The organism is Streptomyces sp. NPDC001056, from assembly GCF_053598955.1.
The window spans coordinates 25,291-47,251 of the sequence record NZ_JBSFLI010000002.1; the positions used below are offsets into that span (position 1 = coordinate 25,291).

General features: G+C 72.4%; 18 protein-coding genes. 15 read left to right on the top strand and 3 right to left on the bottom strand.

Annotated features, from left to right (window positions below; genetic code table 11):
* The first annotated feature begins 5 nt into the window (after positions 1 to 5).
* The 8 genes from ACWDD7_RS02700 (at position 6) to ACWDD7_RS02735 (ending at position 9,472) form a co-directional block, all read left to right on the top strand.
* Positions 6 to 1,607, top strand: coding sequence for a long-chain-fatty-acid--CoA ligase (locus tag ACWDD7_RS02700; RefSeq protein WP_450455878.1), 1,602 nt, complete (start codon positions 6 to 8; stop codon positions 1,605 to 1,607).
* Positions 1,604 to 2,644, top strand: coding sequence for an LLM class flavin-dependent oxidoreductase (locus tag ACWDD7_RS02705; RefSeq protein ID WP_450455880.1), 1,041 nt, complete (start codon positions 1,604 to 1,606; stop codon positions 2,642 to 2,644). The genes ACWDD7_RS02700 and ACWDD7_RS02705 overlap by 4 nt, the downstream gene beginning before the upstream one ends.
* Positions 2,645 to 2,673: 29 nt before the next feature.
* Positions 2,674 to 3,441 carry a thioesterase II family protein gene (locus ACWDD7_RS02710; RefSeq protein WP_450456346.1) on the top strand — a complete coding sequence of 256 codons (768 nt, stop codon included), beginning with the start codon at positions 2,674 to 2,676 and terminating at the stop codon, positions 3,439 to 3,441.
* 126 nt (positions 3,442 to 3,567) lie between these two features.
* Positions 3,568 to 4,578, top strand: a complete 1,011-nt coding sequence (locus tag ACWDD7_RS02715) for a ketoacyl-ACP synthase III family protein (RefSeq protein ID WP_450455882.1) — start codon at positions 3,568 to 3,570, stop codon at positions 4,576 to 4,578.
* Positions 4,579 to 4,631: 53 nt separating this feature from the next.
* Entirely contained in the window at positions 4,632 to 6,137 is a 1,506-nt protein-coding gene (locus tag ACWDD7_RS02720; protein ID WP_450455884.1) for an MFS transporter, read from the top strand.
* A gap of 295 nt (positions 6,138 to 6,432) precedes the next feature.
* Positions 6,433 to 7,383 carry a diacylglycerol/lipid kinase family protein gene (locus tag ACWDD7_RS02725; protein ID WP_450455886.1) on the top strand — a complete coding sequence of 317 codons (951 nt, stop codon included), beginning with the start codon at positions 6,433 to 6,435 and terminating at the stop codon, positions 7,381 to 7,383.
* Positions 7,384 to 7,434: 51 nt separating this feature from the next.
* Positions 7,435 to 7,803, top strand: a complete 369-nt coding sequence (locus tag ACWDD7_RS02730; RefSeq protein WP_351877919.1) for a nuclear transport factor 2 family protein — start codon at positions 7,435 to 7,437, stop codon at positions 7,801 to 7,803.
* 100 nt (positions 7,804 to 7,903) lie between these two features.
* On the top strand, positions 7,904 to 9,472 hold the full coding sequence (locus tag ACWDD7_RS02735) for an MmgE/PrpD family protein (RefSeq protein ID WP_450455888.1): 1,569 nt from the start codon (positions 7,904 to 7,906) through the stop codon (positions 9,470 to 9,472).
* 106 nt (positions 9,473 to 9,578) lie between these two features.
* On the opposite strand, the gene ACWDD7_RS02740 is transcribed toward ACWDD7_RS02735, so the two are convergent.
* Complete coding sequence (locus ACWDD7_RS02740) at positions 9,579 to 10,325, bottom strand: GntR family transcriptional regulator (RefSeq protein WP_450455890.1); 747 nt, start codon at positions 10,323 to 10,325, stop codon at positions 9,579 to 9,581.
* 324 nt (positions 10,326 to 10,649) lie between these two features.
* On the opposite strand from ACWDD7_RS02740, the gene ACWDD7_RS02745 reads away from it, so the two are divergent.
* From ACWDD7_RS02745 to ACWDD7_RS02765, 5 genes are all read left to right on the top strand, one after another.
* Positions 10,650 to 11,927 (top strand): extracellular solute-binding protein, encoded by a 1,278-nt coding sequence (locus ACWDD7_RS02745; protein ID WP_351877925.1) that lies wholly within the window; start codon positions 10,650 to 10,652, stop codon positions 11,925 to 11,927.
* Positions 11,928 to 12,038: 111 nt separating this feature from the next.
* Complete coding sequence (locus tag ACWDD7_RS02750; protein WP_450455893.1) at positions 12,039 to 13,037, top strand: carbohydrate ABC transporter permease; 999 nt, start codon at positions 12,039 to 12,041, stop codon at positions 13,035 to 13,037.
* Entirely contained in the window at positions 13,034 to 13,864 is an 831-nt protein-coding gene (locus ACWDD7_RS02755) for a carbohydrate ABC transporter permease (protein ID WP_392211692.1), read from the top strand. The genes ACWDD7_RS02750 and ACWDD7_RS02755 overlap by 4 nt, the downstream gene beginning before the upstream one ends.
* 6 nt (positions 13,865 to 13,870) lie before the next feature.
* The gene (locus ACWDD7_RS02760; RefSeq protein WP_351877931.1) at positions 13,871 to 15,358 is read left to right on the top strand and encodes a glycoside hydrolase family 3 protein; all 1,488 of its coding nucleotides are present in this window, start codon (positions 13,871 to 13,873) and stop codon (positions 15,356 to 15,358) included.
* A 375-nt stretch (positions 15,359 to 15,733) separates the two neighbouring features.
* Complete coding sequence (locus ACWDD7_RS02765) at positions 15,734 to 16,240, top strand: DUF4234 domain-containing protein (protein WP_450455896.1); 507 nt, start codon at positions 15,734 to 15,736, stop codon at positions 16,238 to 16,240.
* A gap of 10 nt (positions 16,241 to 16,250) precedes the next feature.
* Here ACWDD7_RS02765 and ACWDD7_RS02770 read toward each other — a convergent pair whose 3' ends face one another.
* Positions 16,251 to 19,193 carry a helix-turn-helix transcriptional regulator gene (locus ACWDD7_RS02770; protein WP_450455898.1) on the bottom strand — a complete coding sequence of 981 codons (2,943 nt, stop codon included), beginning with the start codon at positions 19,191 to 19,193 and terminating at the stop codon, positions 16,251 to 16,253.
* Positions 19,194 to 19,359: 166 nt separating this feature from the next.
* Here ACWDD7_RS02770 and ACWDD7_RS02775 point away from each other — a divergent pair, with 166 nt between their 5' ends.
* Together ACWDD7_RS02775 and ACWDD7_RS02780 are read left to right on the top strand one after the other, a co-directional pair.
* The gene (locus tag ACWDD7_RS02775; protein WP_450455900.1) at positions 19,360 to 20,310 is read left to right on the top strand and encodes a helix-turn-helix domain-containing protein; all 951 of its coding nucleotides are present in this window, start codon (positions 19,360 to 19,362) and stop codon (positions 20,308 to 20,310) included.
* A 233-nt stretch (positions 20,311 to 20,543) separates the two neighbouring features.
* Entirely contained in the window at positions 20,544 to 20,897 is a 354-nt protein-coding gene (locus ACWDD7_RS02780; protein WP_450455902.1) for a hypothetical protein, read from the top strand.
* Positions 20,898 to 21,094: 197 nt separating this feature from the next.
* On the opposite strand, the gene ACWDD7_RS02785 is transcribed toward ACWDD7_RS02780, so the two are convergent.
* Positions 21,095 to 21,931: an MmyB family transcriptional regulator gene (locus ACWDD7_RS02785; protein ID WP_450455903.1), complete on the bottom strand. Its 837-nt coding sequence runs from the start codon at positions 21,929 to 21,931 to the stop codon at positions 21,095 to 21,097.
* Positions 21,932 to 21,961: the final 30 nt, after the last annotated feature.

Genomic DNA, 21,961 nt, shown 5'->3' on the forward strand with positions numbered 1-21,961 from the left:
CCATCATGAGCGACATACCGAGGGAGCGCTGGACGCTCCACCACTTTGCCCGCGCCCACGCCGACACCCGCCCCGACCACCCCGCGATCATCTGCGAAGGCCGCGTCACCACCTACGACAAGCTGCACCGCGACAGCAACCGCGCCGCCCACGCCCTGCACGCCAGCGGGGTGCGGCGCGGCGACCGGGTCGCCTACCTGGGCCGCGAGTCGGCGAACTACTACCTCGTGATGATCGCCTGCGCCAAGGCGGGCGCCGTCCTGGTGCCGGTCAACTGGCGGCTCACCCCGGGCGAGGTCGACCACATCCTGCGCGACTCCGGCGCCGCGCTGATCTTCGTGGACGACGAGTTCTGGGACACGGTCGCGGCCGTACGACCCCAACTGCGCGGCCTGCGCCGGGTGATCCGCGTCGACGGCACCGACGCCGACGGCGAACCCGCGCGCGGCGCCGGGCTGCTCGCCTGGGCCGCCGACCAGCCCGAGAGCGACCCGGTGCCCGGCACCGGACCCGACGACGCCGTCATCCAGATCTACACCAGCGGCACCACCGGGCTGCCCAAGGGCGCCATCCTCGCCCACCGCAGCTTCTTCACCCTGCCGCACGCCAGCCGCGAGCGGGGCGTGGACTGGATCGACTGGCTGCCCGAGGACGTCGCCCTGATCTCCCTGCCGGGCTTCGGCGTCGCCGGCATCGGCTGGTTCCTGCACACCTTCAACGCCGGCGGCACCAGCGTGATCATGCCGCAGTTCGACCCGCAGGAGGCCGTCCGCCTCATCCGCGCCCACGGCGTCACCACCACCTTCGCGGCACCCGCGATGCTCCAGGCGATGGCGTCCGAACGCGGCGCGGGCCCCGAGGCGTTCGTCTCCCTGCGCAAGATCGCCTACGGCGCCGCGCCCATGTCCGAGACGCTGCTCAAGCAGTGCCTGGAGACCTACCGCTGCGAGTTCGCGCAGATCTACGCCAGCACCGAGACCGGCAGCGTCGCGGTCTGTCTGCCGCCCGGCGACCACCACGCCGGCAGCACCCGGCTCACCTCGGTGGGCCTGCCCTGCCCCGGCAACGAGATCAAGGTGATCGGCCCCGACGGCGAGAGCCTGCCGCCCGGCGTCATCGGCCAGGTCTGCGTGCGCGCGCCCTCGCGGATGCTCGGCTACTGGAACCTGCCCGAGGCCACCGCCCGCACCCTGGTGGGGGAGTGGCTGTACATGGGCGACGCCGGATACCTCGACGAGGACGGCTACCTCCACCTCTGCGACCGCATCAACGACACGATCATCGTGGCCGGGCAGAACATCTACCCGGCCGAGGTCGAGAAGGCCCTCGCCGCGCACCCGGCGGTCGCCGACGCGGCCGTGGTGGGCCTGCCCGACGAACGCTGGGGCGAAAGCGTGCACGCGGTGGTCGTCCTGCGCCCCGGCACCAAGGCGACCCCGCGCGAGCTCCTGCTGTCCCTGCGCGGCCGCATCGCCGACTACAAGATCCCCGGCACCTACCACTTCGCCGACACCCTCCCGCGCAACCCCTCGGGCAAGATCCTGCGCCGCGCCGTGCGGCAGCAGCTGACGGCGGCGACGAGTGCGCCTGCCGGGAGTGCCGTATGACCACGTTCCCCGACGTCCCCGCGGAGAGTGACAAGCCCATGAGTACCGAACCGCTGCGGATCGGCATCCTCCTCCCCACCCGTGAGCAGGCCATCAACGGCACCTACGCCGCAGCCCCCCTGCTCGACTTCGCCAAGAACGCGGAAGCCCTCGGCTTCGACTCGCTGTGGGCCGGCGACTCCCTCACCGCCCGCCCCCGCCTCGACCCCCTGATCGTGCTGTCCGCCGCCGCGGCGGCCACACGGCGCATCACCGTCGGCACCGCCGCCCTCACCCCCGCCCTGCGCCACCCCCTCATCGGCGCCAACATGATCTCCAGCCTCAGCCACGTCGCCGCCGACCGGCTGATCCTGGGCCTCGGCTCGGGCTTCCCGATGGCCGAGACCGAGGAGGAGTTCAACTCCGTCGGCGCCTCCTTCCAGGGCCGCGTCGGCCGCCTGGACGAGATCGCCGCACTGTGGCGTACCGCCTGGCGCGCCGGCGAGGACGGCGAACCCGCCGCGTTCGAGGGCAGGTTCTGGCAGGCCGAGCACCTGGACCGGCTGCCCTCGCCCGCCGTCCCCGGCGGCCCGCCGCTGTGGCTGGCCGGCAGCGACACCCCCAAGGTGCTCGCCCGCGCCGCCACCCGCTACGACGGCTGGCTGCCCTTCCTGCCCGACGTCGACGCCTACGGCCGCGCCAGTAGCCGTCTGGGCGAACTCGCCGCGGAGGCGGGGCGCACGGTGGTCCCCGGGCTGTACGCCACGGTCACCGTCAACAGTGACGAGGCCGCCGCCGAGGCCGAGTTGGAGCACTACATCAGTCACTACTACGGGCGCTCCCTGGAGCAGATGCGCACCATCCAGGCCTACGCCTGGGGCAGCGCCGAGAAGTGCGCGCAGTGGCTCGGCGGATACGTCCGCGCCGGCGCCCGGCACCTGGTGATCCGCATCGGATCCCTCGACCCGGAGCCCCAGTTGAAGGAGATCGCCGAGGTGCTGCTGCCCGCGGTACGCGCCCTCGGCGCCGGACCCACCCTAGGGAGCACGCAGTCGTGACCACCGCCATCGGCACCATCGGCAGCCAGATGTCCAGCGAGGGACACTGGTTCCACCCCGTGGAGCCCTCGCCCGACGCCTCGATCCGGCTGTTCCTGCTGCCCCACGCGGGCAGCGGCGCCATCATCTACCGCGACTGGGAGCGCCTGCTGCCGCCGGACATCGCCCCGCAGGCCGTCACCCTCCCCGGCCGGCACAACCGCCGGGAGGAGGAGACGTACGAGAACTTCTGGCCGCTCCTCGAAGCCCTGCACGAGGCCGTCCTCAACGACCTGGACGACCGGCCCTTCGCCTTCTTCGGCCACTGCCTCGGCGCCCAGCTGGCCTTCCGGCTCGCCATCCGCATGGAGGAGGAGGGCGGTCCGGCCCCGGTGATGATCGGCATGTCCGGCTGGTCGCCGGTCGGCTTCTTCAAGCCGACCGAGGAGCAGAGCCGGATGCCGGAGGCCGAACTCGTCGAGTGGATCAAGAAGTTGGGCTCCTTCCCGGCCGCGGTCTACGACAACCCCGAGATGCTCGCCCTCGTCGTACCGGCCCTGCGCGCCGACCTGCGCGTCGCCGGTGACTACGACGACGACGGCGCCGGCGTCAGCTGCCCGCTCGCCTCCTACGGCGGCCGCAGCGACCCGCTCCAGGAGACCCCGGACGCCATGACCCACTGGGCCGCGCGCACCCCGTCGTACCTGGGACACAACGAGTACGAGGGCGGCCACTTCTACATCGACACCCACGCCCAGGCCGTCACCGCCCACTTCGCACACCGGCTCCAGCGGACCGTGGCCACCGCTGTGAGCTGACCGGGAAGGGCGCGTCAGCGCCGTGTCAGCGGCCTGCGAGAAGGTGGCAGGCGGCCCGCCGACACGGCGCTCGTCGGTCTCTCCCCGACGTCCCGCCGAGGCCACCCATCCGAGAGAAGCAGCAGCATGAGATTCGACAAAGACCTCTTCATCGCGTCGGCCGGGTCCTGGATACCGGACACGGTCACCGTGGCACAGGCCACCGCCGAGGGCCTGGTCGACGAGGAGCACCGCGACATCGGCTTCGAGAACATCGCCGTCTCCGACGACCTCTCCGGCCCCGAGATGGCCGTACGCGCCGGTCGCCTCGCCCTGGAGCGCTCCGGCGTCGCGCCCGGGGACGTCGGCCTGGTCCTGCACTCCTCCGGCAGCTACCAGGGCCACGACATGTGGCCGGCCGCGTCCTACGTCGCCCTTGAGACCGTCGGCCCCGGCGCCCCCGGCTTCGACCTCCAGCAGCGCTGCAACGCCGCCCTCGGCTCGCTGAGCCTGGCCGCCGGATACATCAACTCCGGCTTTGCCACGGAGGTGTTGCTCACCACCGGCGACCGGTTCGCCGCGCCCTGGGTCGACCGCTGGAACGTCCAGCTCAACCTCATCTTCGCGGACGGCGGCAGCGCGCTGCTGCTGTCCGGGCGCACCGGCTTCGCGCGGGTGGTCGCCGCCACCCTGGGCGCCGACAACTCGCTGGAGCGCTGGAACCGTGGCCTCGAACCCTTCGCCCTCCAGCCCGGCGCGGAGGTACGGCTGATCGAGCGCGGCATGCAGCACGCGGCCACCAAGGAGGCCGAGGGCTCCTGGGAGCGCTACGAGGCCGCCCTGATGTCCACCACCTCGCGCGTCCTGGACGAGGCCGGCGTGACGACCGAGGACATCTCCCGCGTCGTCACCCCGCACGTCCACCGCAACAAGACCCCCGAGAACTACGACCTGCTGGGCTTCACGGAGAAGCAGAGCACCTGGGAGGTCGGCCGCAAGTACGGGCACGTCGGCCCCGGCGACCAGTTCCTCGGCATCGAACACCTCGTCCTGGAACGCGCCGTCGGTCCGGGTGACCTCGTCCTCGTCGTCGCGGCCGGTGCGGGCTTCAGCTTCTCCGCAGCCGTACTGGAGATCCTGCACACCCCGTCCTGGTGACGGGAGGGGCGGCTCCCCAGTCCTCCCACCGAACGAAGAAAGGAACGGCCGTCATGGCCCTACAAGAACCCCGGGAAGCCGCCCCGGACCAGAACGGGAACCCGTCCGGTGCCGCGCGCGCCCCGCGGGACGCCGCCGCACCGCAGGTGCCCGCGACCCCGCACTGGGCGATGCTGCCGATCATCCTGATCGGCACCTTCGTCATCACCCTCGACATGTTCATCGTCAACGTGGCGATCCCCGCCACCCAGCGTGACCTGCACGCCGGTTCGTCCGCCGTGGAGTTCATCGTCGCCGGGTACGCGCTCGCGTACGCGGCGGGTCTGATCACCGGGGGCCGGCTCGGCGACCTCTACGGCCGCCGGCGGATGTTCCTGATCGGCGTGGCCCTGTTCACCCTCTCCTCGGCCTGGGCCGGCAGCGCGCCCACCGCCGGGCAACTGGTGGCGGCCCGCGTCGGCCAGGGCCTCGCCTCCGCGCTGATGGGCCCCCAGGTCCTCGCCATCATCGGCACCGTCTACAGCGGGCCCGCCCGCATCCGCGCGTTCAACGCCTTCGGTCTGACGTTGGGCCTCGCCGGTGTGTTCGGCCAGCTCATCGGCGGTGTGCTGATCCACCTGGACATCGCCGGGCTCAGCTGGCGCACCTGCTTCCTGGTGAACGTGCCGATCGGCGTCGCGGCGCTGGTCGTCGCGCCGCGCGTGGTGCCCGAGTCCAAGGCGCAGGGCAAGTCCCGGCTCGACCCGCTCGGCATGGTGCTGGTCTCCGCGGGCCTGGTGGCCGTCGTACTGCCGCTCGCCGAGGGCCAGCAGAAGGGCTGGCCGCTGTGGACATGGGTGTGCCTGGCCGCCTCGCCGGTGCTGCTCGCCCTGTTCGCCCTGTACCAGCGGCGGCTGGCGGCGGCCGACCGCGGCCCGCTCGTCGACCCGGCGCTGTTCCGCCAGCGCTCCTTCACCGTCGGCGTGATCACCGCCGTCGTCTACTACTCCGGCATGGCCTCCTTCTTCCTCGTGCTCGCCCTCTACCTCCAGCAGGGCTGCGGGCTCAGCGCGCTCGACTCCGGCCTGGTCTTCCTGCCGCTCGGCGTGGGCTTCCTCGGCGTCTCGCTGACCGCCAAGCAGATCGCGGCGGCCCTCGGCCGGCAGACCCTCGCGGTCGGCGCGCTGGTGGTGACGGCCAGTCTGATCGCGCTGTACGCCGCCGTGGAGCACATCGGCACCCACGGTCCGGTGGCCTGGCTGGTGCCGGGGCTGCTGGTCGGCGGCGCGGGCATGGCGATGGTGATGGCACCGCTGGCCACCGTGGCCCTCGCGGGCACCGACCCGCGTTACGCGGGCGCGGCCTCCGGCGTGCTGTCCACGGCCAACCAGGTCGGCGGCGCGATCGGGGTCGCTGTGGTGGGCGTGGTCTTCTACCACGTCCTCGGCCGCGGCACGGGCCCCGACGCCTTCGCCGACGCCTTCCGGGCCAGCGTGTACCTGCTGGTGCCGTTCGCGCTCGGGGTGGTCGCGCTGGTCCAGCTGTTCCCGCGGCCGCCCAAGAAGGCCCCCACGGCCTGAGCCGTGCGGCCGCGCGGGCTTCCCGCGCGGCCACCCCGCCACCGCATCGCGCGCCCGCCGCTTCGAACGGCGGGCGCGCGGTCGGTTCGCAGGGCGCCCGCCTGGTCCGTTCGACGGCGCCCGAGCGCTCGGTTCCGGCCACCGGCGTCCGTTCGCCGACCGGTGCGCCTGTCCGGTCCTCGCCCCCGTCGCCGGGCCCCGTCAGCCGCGTGTCAGCGCCAGGTCAGGACCCCTTGGCAGAGTCATCCGTGTTCCGTCCACCGCCGGTGCGTCCGACGTGAGGAGAGCGCCCGTCATGGCAGACACCGCAGCACCCGGACCCACCCGGGCCCTGATCCTGGCCAACCCGGCCTCTGGCAGTCACAGCCCTGAACTCATCAACGAGATCCAGGAGTTGTGCGCGTCCTGCCTCGACCGGGCCGAGGTCCACTCGACCACCGGACCGGGGGACGCGACGGTCGCCGTGCGGCGCGCCCTGGAGCGCGCCGACGACGCGCCCGACCTGATCGTGGCCGTCGGCGGCGACGGAACGGTCCGCGAGGCCGTCCAGGGACTGGTGCCGGCCGACGGCGGGGCCGGCCTCGCGGTGGTGCCCGGCGGCACCGGCAACTCCGGCTACAAGATGCTGTGGGGCGAGCGGCCCTGGAGCGAGTCGCTCAAGGCGATCCTCACCGACCACGGCGTCGGCGGTAGTGCCCGGCTGCGCCGGCTCGACCTGGCCCGCCTCGTCGAGACCCGCAACTACGTGTATCTGGGCGCCTGTTCGGGCGTCATCGCCGACGCGCTGATCACCGCGAAGAAGGTGCCGCTGACCGGCCGCGAGCGCTACGTCCGCGCCTTCGCCGACACCGCCGACGGGTACGAGCCGTACCCCGGGCGGGTCACGGTCGACGGCCGGATCGTGCACGAGGGCCCCACCGTCCTCGCCAACGTGGGCGGCGGCCCCTACCGCGGCGGCCGCTTCCAGGTACTGCCCGACTCGCTGCTCGACGACGGACTGCTCGACGTCTGCGTCATCGGCGGCGACATCCCGGCGGCCGAGGTCCCCGAACTGACCCTGGACGCCGCCCATATGACCCATCCGGCGACCGTGTACGCACGGGGCCGCCGGATCACCGTGGAACGCACCGACGGCCGCCGCCTCCCGCTGGAGCACGACGGTGAGTACCAACACGGCATCGGCGCCGCGGCCACCTTCGAGGTGCTCCCCGGAGCCCTCCCCGTGTGGGCGCCTGCCACCCCCTGAACCAACCGTCCGAAGAACCGAAGAAGCACCACCAAAAAGGAGATCGCCCGCATGAGCGACCTGACCACCACCGTCACCCGCTACCTCGACATCTGGAACGAGGCGGACGCCGACAAGCGTGCCGCGGCCATTGCCGAGCTGTTCACCGCCGACGCCCCGTACATCGACCCGCTGGCCGCGGTCGAGGGTCACGCGGGCTTCGCGGCCGTGGTGGCCGGCGCCCGTGACCAGTTCAAGGGCCTCTCCTTCGAACTGCACGGCACCGTCGACGCCCACCACAACCAGGCCCGCTTCCAGTGGGGCCTGGTGACCGAGCCGGGCGCCGAGCCGATCGCCATCGGCTTCGACGTCCTCGTCGCCGACGAGGCCGGCAAGGTCAAGGCCGTCTACGGCTTCCTGGACAAGGTCCCGGCCGCGTAACACCGCCACGTGTCGCGGGAGCACCGGACCGATCCGGTGCTCCCGCACTCGTGTCGAGGCCGCCGGCCTCCCCTCGACGCACGCACGGAAGGTACCCGCCATGACCGCCGTCCTCGCGGAGAGCGTCGCCCGCGCGCTGTGCGCCGACTGGGCCGAGCAGGCCGAGGCGCCGCCCCCGGCCGCCCGCCGCCCTTCCGGTGCGGACACCCCGCTGCGCGAACTGTCGCACTGGGCCGCCACATTGCGCCCGCAGGCCGTGCCCTGCCGGGTGCTCAAGCTCGCCGCGAGCCAGGTGCTGTCGCAGATCGCCTCCATCCGGGCCGGACTCCGACACCCGCTCGGCCGCAAACTGGTGGCCGCCTTCGGGCATCCCATGCAGCGCGACCCCCGACAGGCCGCCGGGGTCTTCGCGGCGCTCGGCTCCTGGCTCAACCTGGACGACACCGCGTACGCCGGACACCTGTCGAACTCCACGGTCGCCGTGCCGCTCGCCTTCGCCTACGCCCGCCGCCTGGACGGGCTCTCGCTGCTGACCTCGGTGGTCGCGGCCAACGAGTGCGCGGCCCGCATCACCGCCTCCGCGACGCTCGGGCCCCTGCGCGGCCAGAGTGCGGTGCACACGCACCTGGCCGGCGCGGTCGCCGGCCGGCTGCACTGCGACCGGGCGCCCGCGAGCCTGTACGAGAACGCCTTCGGGCTGGCCTTCGCCATGCCCAACTGGCCCTTGATGCGCGCCTTCCTGGCCAGCGACGCCCGGCTGTTCAACACCTTCACGCCGGTGCGCACCGCGATGGACGCCTGCGACGCGGCGTACGCTGGGCTGCGCGGCGCGCCCGACATCATGGAGCACAGCGACGGCTTCCTCGCCCGCTTCGCCACGGTGCCGCTGCCGCAGGCGGTGGCGAAGGGGCTCGGGCGGCGCTGGCACACGGACACGCTGTCCTTCAAGATGCACCCCGGCGGGCCCGGCATCGACGCGGCCGTGGACTGCGCGGCGGAGATCCACCGCGAACTCGGCGCGGTGCGCGCGGCGGACGTCGCCGAGGTCGTCGTCGAGGCCTCCCTGTACACGCTGTTCGCGGGGGAGCGGGCCGCGAGCTACGTCACCGGGCCCGGGTCCCCGCTGGGCGCACTGGTCCTGGACGTGCCGTACCCCGTGGCCACCACCCTGCTCACCGGCGGGTTCTCCGTGGACGACTTCTCCTCCCCGCGCGTGGACGACCCGGACCGCTGGGCCCTGGCCAAGCGGGTCCGCCTGGAGCACGACACCGAGATGACCCGCGAACTGTTCCTGTCCGACGCCCCGTTCGGCGAGGCCGTCCGGGAGGCGGGGGATCTCGCGGTGCCGTGGCTGCGCGGCTTCGGCGGCGACGAACTCGTGGACCTGGTCGGCGCCGTCCGCGCCGACAACCGTGACTTCTCCCGCTCCACGAAGGCCACCGGCGCCCGCGTCACCGTCCGCCTCACGGACGGCCGCACGGTCTCCCGCACCCGCCTGATCCCGGTCGGCGCCGCGGGCCCGGAGACGCGTGCCTCCCACGCCGACCTGGTCCGCGAGAAGTTCCTCTCGGTGGGCGGCTCCCAGGAGGTCGCCGACACGGTGGACCGCCTGCACCGGATGCGCCCGGGGGCGGTACGACGCTGGATAGAGACGGCGTTCCTGGACTGAGGGCGCACGCAGCGGTCCGGGCGCCGGGACACTCCCCGGCGCCGGCGGGGCGCCGCCTGACCCCTGGCCGAGGCCCCCCGCCTTCCGCCCCTGGCGCCTCCGACTCCTACTCCCGCGCCCCCCGGACCACCGGTCGGCGCAGCGTCGCGACGAACTTGTACCGCGACCCCCGGTACACCGCCCGCACCCACTCCACCGGCACTCCCTCCGCGTCCCGCGAGTGCCGGGAGAGCAACAGCATCGGCAACCCCACATCCGTCGCCAGCAGCGCGGCTTCCCGCGGCGTGGACAGCGAGGTCTCGATCGTCTCGTCGGCCGACGACAACCGCACCCCGTACACCCCGGACAGCGCGGTGTACAGCGACGGACAGGACGCCAGCACCCCCCGCAGCCCGGGGAACCGCCGGGACGACAGATGCGACGTCTCGATCGCCATCGGCTCCCCGCTGGCCAGCCGCAACCGCTCGATCCGCAGCACCCGTTCCCCGGCCGCGATCCCCAGCAGCCCCGCGAGCCGCTCGTCCGCCGGCACCTCCCCGACGTCGAGGACCTGCGACGCGGGCGACAGCCCCTGGGCCCGCATGTCCTCGGTGTGCGAGGTGAGGTGCAGCGTCCGGTACAGCTTCGGCTGCGCCACGAACGTCCCCTTGCCCTGGACGCGGTCCAGCCGCCCCTCCCCGACCAGCTCCTGGAGCGCCTGCCGCACGGTCGTCCGGGAGGTGTCGAACCGCTCGGCGAGCACTCGCTCCGCCGGTACCGCCGCACCGGGTTGCAGCGCCTCGGTCATGGCGAGCAACCGCTGCTTGATCCGGTAGTACTTCGGCACGCGCGCGCCGCTGACGTCGGTGGTCATGCCTGCCTTCCGGCTGTGTCGATGGGCTCCCGTTATAGCGACCAAGTGCCCTATGGTCTAGTCCAACTGAACGGACCGGGCGAAAAGGACGGACATGCCTGCGAGCCCGGACCGCGAGCGGACGAAAGTACTCCGGTGACTTTCTCGTAACGGCCTCCATCCGCCCCCGGGGCCACCCTTGACACCCCGAAAGGTCTAGGCCAAGCTCCACCGTACTGGTCTACACCATTAGCGGCCAGGTCCCAGAGCCCTACGTGCAACAGCGTCGTACGCAGGTCACCGCCGGGGGCGTGGGGGGTTAGTGGCATCCCTGAGGAGGGTGGCGTGAAGCGCAAGCTCGCTTCCGCGATCGTGATCGCGGGCATGATGGTCTCCGTTGCGGCGTGTGGCGGAAACGACGGCAACGACAGCAAGGACGCGGGGCCGGACAGCTGGAAGGGCCAGACCCTGACCGTGTGGACCATGGACGGCTCCGCGCCGCCGCAGTGGTCCAAGGACGTCCAGGCGGCGTTCGAGAAGAAGACCGGCGCCAAGCTGAAGTTCGAGATCCAGAAGTGGGACGGGATCCAGCAGAAGATCACCACCGCCCTCTCGGAGGACAACCCGCCGGACGTGCTGGAGGTCGGCAACACCCAGACCCCCGCCTACGCGGCCACCGGCGGCCTCGCGGACCTCGGCGACCTCAAGCAGTCCATCGGCGCCGACTGGACCGCCTCGGTCTCCAAATCGTCCGTCTACGACGGCAAGCAGTACGCGGCGCCCTGGTACTTCGCCAACCGCGTGGTCGTCTACAACAAGAAGATCTGGGACCAGGCCGGCATCAAGACGACGCCGAAGACCCGTGACGAGTTCCTCAAGGACCTCGACACCATCGGCAAGAAGACCGACGCCGAGCCGCTCTACCTGCCCGGCCAGAACTGGTACTTCCTCGACGGCCTGATCGTCGGCCAGGGCGGCGACCTGGTGAAGAAGCAGGGCGACAAGTACGTCTCCAACCTCGCCGACCCCAAGGTCGCCGCGGCCATGGAGATCTACAAGAAGTACGCCTCCTACTCCAAGGCCCCCAAGGACAAGGACGAGGCCACCCCGCAGCAGGCCACCGTCTTCGCCAAGGGCAGGACCGGCGCGTTCATCGGCATGGGCTGGGAGGCGGCCACCGCCGTCCAGGCCAACAAGTCCATCGAGAAGGACCTCGGCTACTTCACCGTCCCCGGCGCCACCGCCGACAGGCCCGAGGGCGTCTTCCTCGGCGGCTCCAACCTCGCCGTCGCCCAGAACAGCAAGAAGCAGTCGCTGGCCAAGGAGTTCCTGAAGATCGCCCTGTCCGACCAGTACGAGGGCGAACTGGCCAAGCTCAGCGGGGTCATCCCGAACAAGGAGTCCCTGGAGAGCAACCTCAAGGGCAACGCCGCCGCGGAGGCCGCGGCCCCGGGCGCCTCGGTCGGCGGCACCACCCCGCTGATCCCCGAGTGGGCCGCGGTGGAGAACACGCCGAACCCGATCAAGTCGTACATGACCGCCGTGCTGAACGGCAAGTCCCCGGCCGCCGCCGCCAAGGACGTCGAGGGCGAGATCAACCAGCGCCTCGCCCAGCAGAACTAGCCCCGCGCCGGGGGCGTCACCACGACGCCCCCGGCTCACCTGCGCCGTGCGCGTCCCCTGGCGCCCGCAGGGCACACGGACGCCGTACGGCCACGGAAGAGACGACGACTCATGCCAGTGCAGACCGAAGGCACGGACACGGCCGGGGGGCCCGCTGTCCGCAAGGGCCGGGTGCCGGCGCCGCCGCGCGGTGCGGACCGGGCCTCCCGGTCCCCGGCCGGCCGCCCCGCCGCCGCTCCCTATCTCCTCCTGCTGCCCGCGTTCGCGGCCACCCTGGTCCTGCTGGGCTGGCCGCTGGTCAAGAACGGCATGCTGTCGTTCCAGAACCTCAACCCGCGGCAGCTCATCCAGCACCTCACCGAGTGGAACGGCTTCCACAACTACCAGCAGGTCCTGACCGGTCCGGACTTCTGGAAGGTCGTCGAGCGCTCGGTCTTCTTCACGGCCGCCAACGTCGTCCTGATCATGGCGATCGGCACCCTGATCGGACTGCTGCTGGCCCGCCTCGGCAAGAAGATGCGCCTCACCCTCCTGGTGGGCCTCGTCCTCGCCTGGGCCATGCCCTACATCGCGGCCACCACCGTCTACCAGTGGCTGTTCGCCCAGCGCTTCGGCGTCGTCAACTGGGTGCTGGACAAGCTGGGCTGGCACTCCATGGCCGACTACAACTGGATGGGCGGCCAGTTCTCCACCTTCTCCGTGATCGTCCTGCTCATCGTGTGGCAGTCGGTCCCGTTCGTCGCGATCAACCTCTACGCCGCGACGACCACCATCCCCAAGGAGCTGTACGAGGCCGCCGCCCTGGACGGAGCCGGCGCCTGGCAGAGCTTCACCTCCGTGACCCTGCCCTTCCTGCGGCCCTTCCTCTACTCCACGACCTTCCTTGAGGTCATCTGGGTCTTCAAGGCGTTCCCGCAGGTCTTCGCCATGAACGAGGGCGGCCCCGACCGTCTCACCGAGACCCTGCCGATCTACGCCTACGTCGAGGGCGTCGGCAACCAGCACTTCGGGGTCGGCGCGGCGATCTCCTTCCTGACCATCCTGGTCCTGCTCGTCATCACCTCGTACTACCTGCGCATGGTGCTCAAGCAAGAGGAGGACGAGCTGTGAAGCGCTCGCTCTTCGGCCGTGTCTGGCCCAACGCGACCGCCGTCGTCCTCTTCGTCGGCTTCGTGTTCCCCGTCTACTGGATGTTCGCCACGGCCTTCAAGCCGACCGGCGACATCATCGCCGAGAACCCGGTGTGGTTCCCGACCCACTTCACCTTCGGCCACTTCGACAAGGCGGTGCACGCCGACCACTTCTGGACGCTGGTCGGCAACTCCGTCACGGTGACGCTCTGTTCGGTGCTGCTGTCGCTCGTCATCGCCCTGTTCGCCTCCTTCGCGCTCGCGCGGATGCGGTTCAAGGGGCGGCGCGGGTTCATCGTCACCTTCATGCTGGCGCAGATGGCCCCCTGGGAGGTCATGATCATCGCCATCTACATGATCGTGCGCGACAGCGACATGCTGAACAGCCTGGTGCCGCTCACCGTCTTCTACGCGATGATGGTGCTGCCTCTCACCGTCCTGACGCTGCGCGGCTACATCGCCGCCGTGCCGAAGGAGCTGGAGGAGTCGGCGATGGTCGACGGCTGCACCCGCTTCCAGGCCTTCCGCAAGGTGATCTTCCCGCTGCTCGCGCCCGGCCTGATGGCGACCTCGCTGTTCGGGTTCATCACCGCCTGGAACGAGTTCCCGCTGGTCCTGATCCTCGACAAGGACATCGAGAAGCAGACCCTGCCGCTGTGGCTGTCCCAGTTCCAGACCGCCTTCGGCGACGACTGGGGCGCCACTATGGCCGCATCGTCCCTGTTCGCGCTGCCCATCCTGATCCTCTTCATCTTCCTGCAACGCAAGGCTGTCAGCGGTCTGACCGACGGCGCCGTGAAGGGATGACGCCCGATGACCACACTCGCCACCGGCCCCGACACCCTCACCCGCGACGCCCTCGCGGTGCTGCAACCGGGCTTCGACGGCACCACCGCCCCCGACTGGGTGCGCCGCCGCCTCGGTGAGGGCCTCGCCTCCGTCGCCCTGTTCGGCCGCAACGTCGTCACCGAGGAGCAAGTCACCTCGCTGACCGCCCAGTTGCGGGCCGAGCGGGACGATCTGCTGGTCGCCATCGACGAGGAGAGCGGCGACGTCACCCGTCTGGACGTGCGCACCGGCTCCGCCTTCCCCGGCAACCACGCCCTCGGCGCCGTGGACGACGCCGACCTGACCCGCGCCGTCTCCCGCGAGCTGGGGCGCCGCCTGGCCGCCTGTGGCGTCAACTTCGACTGGGCGCCCTCCGCCGACGTCAACGCCAACCCCGACAACCCCGTCATCGGCGTCCGCTCCTTCGGCGCGGCCACCGACCTCGTCGCCCGGCACACCGCCGCCTGGGTCGAGGGCCTGCAGTCCACCGGCGTCGCCGCCTGCACCAAGCACTTCCCGGGCCACGGCGACACCAACATCGACTCCCACCACGCCGTACCCCGCATCGACGTCGATGCGGAGACCCTCCTCGCGCGCGAACTGCCGCCGTTCCGCGCCGCGATCGCCGCCGGCAGCCGGGCCATCATGAGCGCGCACATCCTCGTCCCGGCCCTCGACCCCGACCGCCCCGGCACCCTCTCCCGCCGCGTCCTCACCGAGCTGCTGCGCGGCGAACTCGGTTACGAGGGGCTGATCGTCACCGACGGCATGGAGATGCGCGCCATCTCCGGCACCTACGGCCTGGAGCACGGCGTGGTCCTCGCCATCGCGGCCGGCGCCGACGCCATCTGCGTGGGCGGCGGACTGTGCGACGAGGGCACGGTGCTCGGCCTGCGCGACGCGCTCGTGGCCGCCGTACGCTCCGGCGAACTGCCCGAGGAACGACTTGCCGACGCGGCCGCCCGGGTGCGCGAGCTGGCCCGCTGGACGGCCGGCACGCGCGAGGACGCGGCACGGACGGAGCCGGCACCGGAGATCGGCCTCACCGCGGCCCGGCGGGCGCTGCGCCTGACCCGGGCCGGCGCCGCCGTTCCCGTCGACTCGCCCGTCTACGTCGCCCGGTTCAACCCCGAGCCCAACATCGCCGTCGGTGACCAGACCCCCTGGGGCGTGGCCGCCGAGCTGAGACGTCTGGTGCCCGGCAGCGCCGACGGCTCCTTCACCGGCACGGACGCGGGGACCCTCGCCCTCGCCGCCGCCGGTGACCGCCGGATCGTCGCCGTCGTCCGCGACGAACACCGCCACGCCTGGATGCGCTCCGCCCTCGACACCCTCCTCGCCGCCCGTCCCGACACCGTTGTCGTGGAGATGGGCCTGCCCCAGGCGGCACCGCGGGGGGCCCTGCACATCGCCACGTACGGCGCCGCCCGGGTGTGCGGGGTGGCGGCGGCGGAGGCGGTCGTGGCGGGCTGAGCGGGAGGACGGGGGCGTGCTGGGGTTGGTGGTGCGGGGCGTGGGGGTGGCTTGGGGTTGGTGGTGCGGGGGCACGGGGATGGGCTGAGCCTGGTCGGCGCGAGGGCGCGCCGGGTGGGGCTGGGGACCCACCCCCGCCTCGCCTTCTACACGCCGGCCCACCGTCTCTCCCTCACCGCCGCCCCCTGCGTCTCCTGGACGGCGGCTTTCCGCACCGCGAGGCGATGAGAGCGATCGCGGAGCACAATCTGAGACGGGTTCTGGATCACGAAGACGTGACGAATCTTCATTGAATCGCCAACTACCTTCACAGATTCTTCACTTACTGTCATGCTCCTCGGTCGGAACGTCGAACCAGCCGAGGGAGCCCACCACATGGACGAGAACAAGCCCACCACCGATTCCGGCACGAGCGCGCCGTTCGCGACCGGCGGAGCGGTCGTGCCCGGCGCCGGCGCCGGTGCCCCTGCCATGACCCGCCTGCCGGGTCTGGCGATGAAGCGCCGGGGGCCCGTGGCCGTGTGGCTGGGCCTGCCGATCGTCACGCTCGGGATCTACCAGCTGGTGTGGTACTACAAGATCCACAAGGAGTTGCAGGAGTTCGACAGACGCCAGACCCTCAATCCTGCGGGCAGCATGCTGGTCCTGTTCTTCCTGGGCTGGACCCTGATCGCCCCGCTGGTCTCGTTCCACAACACGGGCAAGGCCATCGCGAACGCCCAGCGCGCGGCCGGCCTGCCGGTGACGTGCAGCCCCGCCGTGAGCATGTGGCTGGCCTTCGTCTTCGGCCTGAACATCTGGTACATGCAGCGCCAGCTCAACCTGGTCGTCGACGCCTACCCGGGCGCCGCCCCGGGCACCGAGGTCCAGCTGGCGGCCTGACCCCGGCCGGTCACGGCGGCAGCACCTCGCGGAGCCTGCGGCGCGAGCCGATGCCCAGTTTCCGGAAGACCTTCGCCAGGTGGTACTCGACCGTGCTCGCGCTGAGGAACAACGCGGCCGCGATCTCCTGGTTCGTGGCCCCCTCGGCCGCCAGCCGGGCCACCCGTGCCTCCTGCGGGGTGAGCCCGGGGTCGCTCTCGGGGGCGTGCGCGGGGGTACGACCGCCCGTCGCGGTCAGTTCCAGGCGGGCGCGCTCGGCGAAGGTCGCCGCGCCCATGCGGACGAACAGCTCGTGCGCCGCGCGGAGTTGGCCCCGGGCCTCCTGCCGGCGGCGACGGCGGCGCAGCCACTCGCCGTACAGCAGGCGGGTGCGCGCCACCTCGGGGGTGAGACCGGCGGGGGCGAGGTGGGCGAGGGCCTCTTCGAACAGGGGCTCCGCGTCGGCGGCCAGCAGGGCCCGGCCACGGGCCAACAGGCCCAGCGCCCAGGGCGTGCCGCTCGCGAGCGCCCGTTCGGTGAGCCGGGCCAGCGCGCGCTCGGCCGTGTCGCGGTCGTCGTTGCGCACGGCGGCCTCGACCAGGTCGACGAGGGCGAGACCGCCGAAGTGCGGCGGGTCCTGCTCGAAGACGGCCTGCGCGGCCGCCTGTGCCTCCCGGTAGTGGCAGTGGCCGAGTTCGAGCAACGCCAGTGAGGAACGCGCCAGTTGTACCTGGAGGCCGCCCGCACGCCCGGAGTCGGGACCCGCCAGGGCCGCCACCGCCGCGCGCGTGCGCTCGTCGTCGCCCCGCCACGCGTGCAGCATGACATCGCTGGGATGCGAGCGGCGGGGGTCCGCGCCGGTCGCCTCCGAGACGTCCTTGAACTCGGCGAAGTGCTCCTCGGCGGCGGAGAGGTTTCCGCGGAACAACTCCCAGGTCGCCAGGGCGTGCGCCGCCACCTGAAGCATCCGCAGCGCGCCCTGGCCGCGCGCCGCGGCGGCGTACCGCCGGGCGCAGGCACCGAGCGTGTCGAGGTCCCACAGCTCGATCGCGCCGATCATCCCCAGCAGGATCCACCGGGCGGCATCCGTGAACTCGGCCCGCTCGGCCTGCATGGCGGTGAGCGCCTCGCACAGGATCGGCGCGGCGGCCGGATGCCCCACGGCGATCAGCGTCGCGTGCCCGGCCAGCAGCAGGTCCGCCACGCCGGGCTCGCCCGGGACCGGCGGCGCGTCGAGCGCGCTGCGGGCGATGTCCAGGGCACCGGCCCCGACCTGCGCGTGCCCGTCCACACTCCCGGCGTCGCCGGGCACCCCGGCCCCGGCGTGCGCGCCCCGGTCCGTGCTCGTGGTGTCGGCGGGCGTGCCGTTCCCGTTCCACGCGTGCCCGGCCGCGCCCCCGGCGTCAGTGGGGGCATCCGCCCCGCTCGGTGCCTTCCCGGCCGCCCCCACGGCCTCGGCGGGTGCTCCGGCCCCGGCCCGCGCGTTCCCGGCCACGCACACGGCGTCGATGGCTTCCAGCAGCGTGTCGTGGGCGGCCCGCGGGTCCGTCTCCAGCAGGATGCGCGCGGCCGCCAGCAGGCTGTCCACCGCGTCGTCCCGGCCGAGCAGCACGGAGATCAGCCCGTGGAACCGCCGTGCGTGCGCGTCGATCCGGGGGGTCCGGTGCTCCGGCGACAGCAACTCCAGCAACTGCTCCGCCCGGTACGGCGCACCGGCCGTCAGCGCCGCCGCGCAGGCCGCGAGCAGCCGCACGTCACGCGTGACACCCTCCGGGGACAGCTCGGCGGCGCGTTGCAGGAAGGCCGCCTGGGCGAGATACCCGCCGTGCTCGCGGGCGCGCTCCGCGCAGGCCTCCAGCTCGGCGGCGACCGCCTCGTCGGGGCCGTGGGTGGCGGCGGCCCGGTGCCAGGCGCGCCGCTCGGCCTGGGCCGGCCGGTCCAGCTCCGCGGCCAACGCGGCGTGCACGCGCCGCCGTTCGAGGCGCGGCGCACCGCCGTAGACGGCGGACCGGATCAGCGGGTGCCGGAAGTGCGCCGTGCCGTCGAGCGCGCGATCGGCCAGCAGATCCAAGCGCCGGGCGTCCTCGAACGCCTGCGCCACCTCGTCGTCGGTGGCGGGCCGCAGCCGTTGTACGGCGCGACGCACCAGGTCGGCGTCCCCGGTCGGGTCGGCCGCGGCGGTCAGCAGCACGGTGCGCACGAGCGGCGGCAGCCCCCGCGCCTGGGCCAGGAAGCGGGCCTCCACCCGGCGGTCGAGGGGCAGCGGCTCGCCCTCGGTCAGCTCGCCGGCCGCGACCGAGCGGGCCAACTCCCTGATGGCCAAGGGGTTTCCGGCCGTCTCGGTGAGAATCCGCCGTGCCACGACGCGGTCGATCCCCCCGTCCACCTGGGCCGTGAGCAGCGCCAGCGCGTCCGGGTCCGGCAGCCCCGCGAGCTCCAGTTCGGGAAGGGCGCCGAAGGGGGTGCGCGGAACGTCGGTCTCCCGGATGCCGAACAGCATCACGATGGCGTCGGCGTGCAGCCTGCGGCTGACGAACGCGAGGACGTCGAGCGACTCCCGGTCCACCCACTGGGCGTCGTCGCAGACGATGAGCAACGGCTGCTCGGCGGCGACATCGGCGAGCAGGGTCAGGGCGGCCAGCCCGACGAGAAACCGGTCCGGGGGCGGGGCCTCGCTCATCCCGAACGCCGTTTCCAGCGCGTCCCGCTGGGGCGCGGGCAGCCGGTCCCGGCGGGGGAGGAACGGCAGCAGCAGACGGTGGAGCGCGGCGAAGCCGAGTTCCTGCTCCACCTCGACCCCGGCGACCTGGCTGACCCGGAAACCGGAGGCGCGGGCGGCCGCGTACTCCAGCAGAGCCGTCTTGCCGATGCCGGCGCCGCCGTGCAGGACGACGACTCCGCTGAGGCCCTCGCGCGCCCTGCCGAGCAAGCCGTCCAAGGCAGCCCGCTCGGTCCCCCGATCGTACAAGAGCATGATCGAACCCTAGCGGACCTCGGTCTTCACGCCTCCCTCACCGAACGAACGCGCCGGCCACCGCGGTGGCCGCACCCGACGACTGGGGACTTTCCCTGATTCGCGGCTCCCCGCACCGCGGCAGGGTGGGGGACGAAGACCGGTACAGGGCGTGGAGGCGGGAAACATGGTGTCGGACGTATGCACTTCGGGTCTGGGATTCCTCCAGGTCTCCACCCTCGTGCGGGAACCCGGCGACACACGAGGGACCGTCTGGCCGGGGCCGGAGTGGTCGAGCGGCGTGCCCGGCCCGGGGACGAACCGGCCGAGCGGCGCACCGGCACCGGGGACGGTCGTGCTCAGCGTGCAGGACGCGGGAGCCACGGTCCTCACCCAGGGCGACCGCAGCGCCGAGCTGGCACCGGGGGACATGATCCTCAACGACCCCACCAGACCGTGGGAGTTGGTGCACGAAGAGCCGATCAGGATGCACGTCTTCCGGGTGCCGCAGGGCGCGCTGGCGGTCTCCGCGACCGACCTGCGGCGCGTCCTCGCGGTGCCGATCCGGCCCCGGGACGGCGGTGCGGCCGCGCTCCTGTCCCCGATGCTCCGCTCCCTCGCGTCGACCGTACGACCGTGCCCGGACTGGCTCGCGGAACGGCTGGCGGGCCATACGGCGGACCTGCTGGCCACCCTCGTGACCGAGCGCAGCGCCGACTCCGCGGGCGGGCCCGCACCCGGCCCCGCGGACCCGCTGGTGGCCCGCATCCGGCGGTACGTCGACGACCACCTGGCCGACCCCGGACTGTCCCCCGGGACGATCGCGGCCGCCCACTTCGTCTCGGTGCGCCACGTCCACCATCTCTTCGCCACCCAGGGCACCACCCTCGGCCGCTGGATCCAGCAGCGCCGCCTGGAGGAGTGCCGACGCGAACTCGCCCGCCGAGGAAGGCTGTCCGTCTCCGCCGTGGCGCACCGCTGGGGGTTCGTCAACGCGGCACACTTCAGCCGCGCGTTCCGGCGGGCGTACGGGATGTCGCCGACGCAGTGGCGCCGGTCGAGCACACCGCCCGTGTCCACGGACAGGGGTCCCGGCGATGTTCGCCCCCGGACAAACCCCCGCCCGCTCCCGCGGTGAGTTCACGAACCCCTGAACTCCCCTCGCACGCCCACCGTCGGCGCGGCGGTGCCCCTGACTCCCGACCGCCGTCGTGCCCGCCCCCGCAAGCCGTCCCCCGAAAACCGACAACCATGGATCGGCCGGTGACGGCCGTTCCGGCTGTTACCGGGGAGGGGACGCTACCGGACGCGGGCGATTGCCGGGGTTGTGGTACCTGGCTGCTGTACCGCAGGATTCCGGTGGGGGTGACCATGGAACGGCATGTGCTGGAGCAGTTGTTGGCCGGTGACGACGAGGTGTCCGTGGCTGCTCTGGCCGCCCTCCGCAGCGGCGCCACCTACAGCGTGTGGGATACGGCGCATCCCGCACAGCAGCACGCCGGGGTCTTCGCACGCCGACTTCAGCGCATGCGACTGCGCGGAGTGGAACCTCTTGGGCTGGACCGAATGGTGCGGCTCCTGCGCGAGCACGGCCGACCGGTGCGCGGAGGGATGATCGATTCTGCCGATCGGAAATGGACCTACCTGTTCTACTTCACCGAAGACGGCAGCGCACTGGTGGCCTGCGCCCGCTTGCAACGGTGGGTCGAGCAATCACCGCTTTAGGAGTCAGGCGGGGGTGTCTTGCAGGTGACCTGCAGCTCTGTCGGTGGAGCTGCCTGGCACGGGCGCGCCCGCCAGGCAACCGTGTTGACCGTGGCTGACTCCTGCATCCGGCACGGCTGCGGCACGCGACCATGTGGTTTTGGACCAGAGGGCCCTTCAGTCCAGGATGAGTTGTCAGTCTTCTCGGCCCAGTCACCTCACCGCGCGCACAGCCGATGCAGGGACGCGCGGCTCTCCTCGTCCGCGCCGCGGTAGACCAGCAGGCGCAGTTCCGGGTCCTGGAGCGGCAGCAGGACTTCGAAGTCGACGGTGATTGCACCGGCGACCGGATGCCGCAGCAACTTCTGGCCGCGTCCGTTGACGCCGACCTTCCGTTCCGACCACAAGCGGGCGAATTCCTCGTCCTGTGTGACAAATTCGGCGATGAGGCGGGACAGTTCCCGGTCCTCCGGGTGCGCGGCCCATGCCGCGCGCAGGTGGGCGATCCCGTCCCGCAGCACCTGCTCCCGGTCGGCGTAGAAGCCGCGCATCGCCGGGTGCAACAGGCACAGCCTCATCGCGTTGCGCCGTGACGGCGGCACGGTCTCGAAGTCCGGTAGCAGCCGGGCCATTTCGGGGTTCCAGGCGAGAATGTCGTAGCGGTGGTCCAGCAGCATGGCCGGCAGCGGCGAGAGGTCACCGACCAGGCGGGCCAGCGACGGCGCCGCATCGGCGGCCGGCCCGCCGGTGGTGCCGGGGCGGCGGTGCCCGGCCAGGTCGAACAGGTAGTCGCGTTCACTCGGATCCAGGCGTAAGGCCCGAGCCAGCGCCGCCAGCACCTCTGCCGAGGGCCGCAGCCCGCGGCCCTGCTCCAGCCGGACCACGTAGTCGGTGCTGACCCCGGCCAGTTCCGCGACCTCCTCTCGGCGCAGCCCCGGTGTCCGCCGGGGCCGCCGGGGCGACGGCAGGCCCAGCCGGTCGGGGTCGAGGCCTTCGCGCCTGCTGCGCAGGAAGGCGGCCAACTCCTGGGCGGGGTCCATGGTTCGGGTAATCATGACCGGTTCAACCACCAGGGTGGGGCCGGT

What these genes read in the sequence shown, in the direction of transcription:
- ACWDD7_RS02700 (WP_450455878.1), top strand. Translation starts at nt 6, where the DNA reads ATGAGCGACATACCGAGGGAGCGCTGGACGCTCCACCACTTTGCCCGC.
- ACWDD7_RS02705 (WP_450455880.1), top strand. Translation starts at nt 1,604, where the DNA reads ATGACCACGTTCCCCGACGTCCCCGCGGAGAGTGACAAGCCCATGAGT.
- ACWDD7_RS02710 (WP_450456346.1), top strand. Translation starts at nt 2,674, where the DNA reads ATGTCCAGCGAGGGACACTGGTTCCACCCCGTGGAGCCCTCGCCCGAC.
- ACWDD7_RS02715 (WP_450455882.1), top strand. Translation starts at nt 3,568, where the DNA reads ATGAGATTCGACAAAGACCTCTTCATCGCGTCGGCCGGGTCCTGGATA.
- ACWDD7_RS02720 (WP_450455884.1), top strand. Translation starts at nt 4,632, where the DNA reads ATGGCCCTACAAGAACCCCGGGAAGCCGCCCCGGACCAGAACGGGAAC.
- ACWDD7_RS02725 (WP_450455886.1), top strand. Translation starts at nt 6,433, where the DNA reads ATGGCAGACACCGCAGCACCCGGACCCACCCGGGCCCTGATCCTGGCC.
- ACWDD7_RS02730 (WP_351877919.1), top strand. Translation starts at nt 7,435, where the DNA reads ATGAGCGACCTGACCACCACCGTCACCCGCTACCTCGACATCTGGAAC.
- ACWDD7_RS02735 (WP_450455888.1), top strand. Translation starts at nt 7,904, where the DNA reads ATGACCGCCGTCCTCGCGGAGAGCGTCGCCCGCGCGCTGTGCGCCGAC.
- ACWDD7_RS02740 (WP_450455890.1), bottom strand. Translation starts at nt 10,325, where the DNA reads ATGACCACCGACGTCAGCGGCGCGCGCGTGCCGAAGTACTACCGGATC.
- ACWDD7_RS02750 (WP_450455893.1), top strand. Translation starts at nt 12,039, where the DNA reads ATGCCAGTGCAGACCGAAGGCACGGACACGGCCGGGGGGCCCGCTGTC.
- ACWDD7_RS02760 (WP_351877931.1), top strand. Translation starts at nt 13,871, where the DNA reads ATGACCACACTCGCCACCGGCCCCGACACCCTCACCCGCGACGCCCTC.
- ACWDD7_RS02765 (WP_450455896.1), top strand. Translation starts at nt 15,734, where the DNA reads ATGGACGAGAACAAGCCCACCACCGATTCCGGCACGAGCGCGCCGTTC.
- ACWDD7_RS02770 (WP_450455898.1), bottom strand. Translation starts at nt 19,193, where the DNA reads ATGCTCTTGTACGATCGGGGGACCGAGCGGGCTGCCTTGGACGGCTTG.
- ACWDD7_RS02775 (WP_450455900.1), top strand. Translation starts at nt 19,360, where the DNA reads ATGGTGTCGGACGTATGCACTTCGGGTCTGGGATTCCTCCAGGTCTCC.
- ACWDD7_RS02780 (WP_450455902.1), top strand. Translation starts at nt 20,544, where the DNA reads ATGGAACGGCATGTGCTGGAGCAGTTGTTGGCCGGTGACGACGAGGTG.
- ACWDD7_RS02785 (WP_450455903.1), bottom strand. Translation starts at nt 21,931, where the DNA reads ATGATTACCCGAACCATGGACCCCGCCCAGGAGTTGGCCGCCTTCCTG.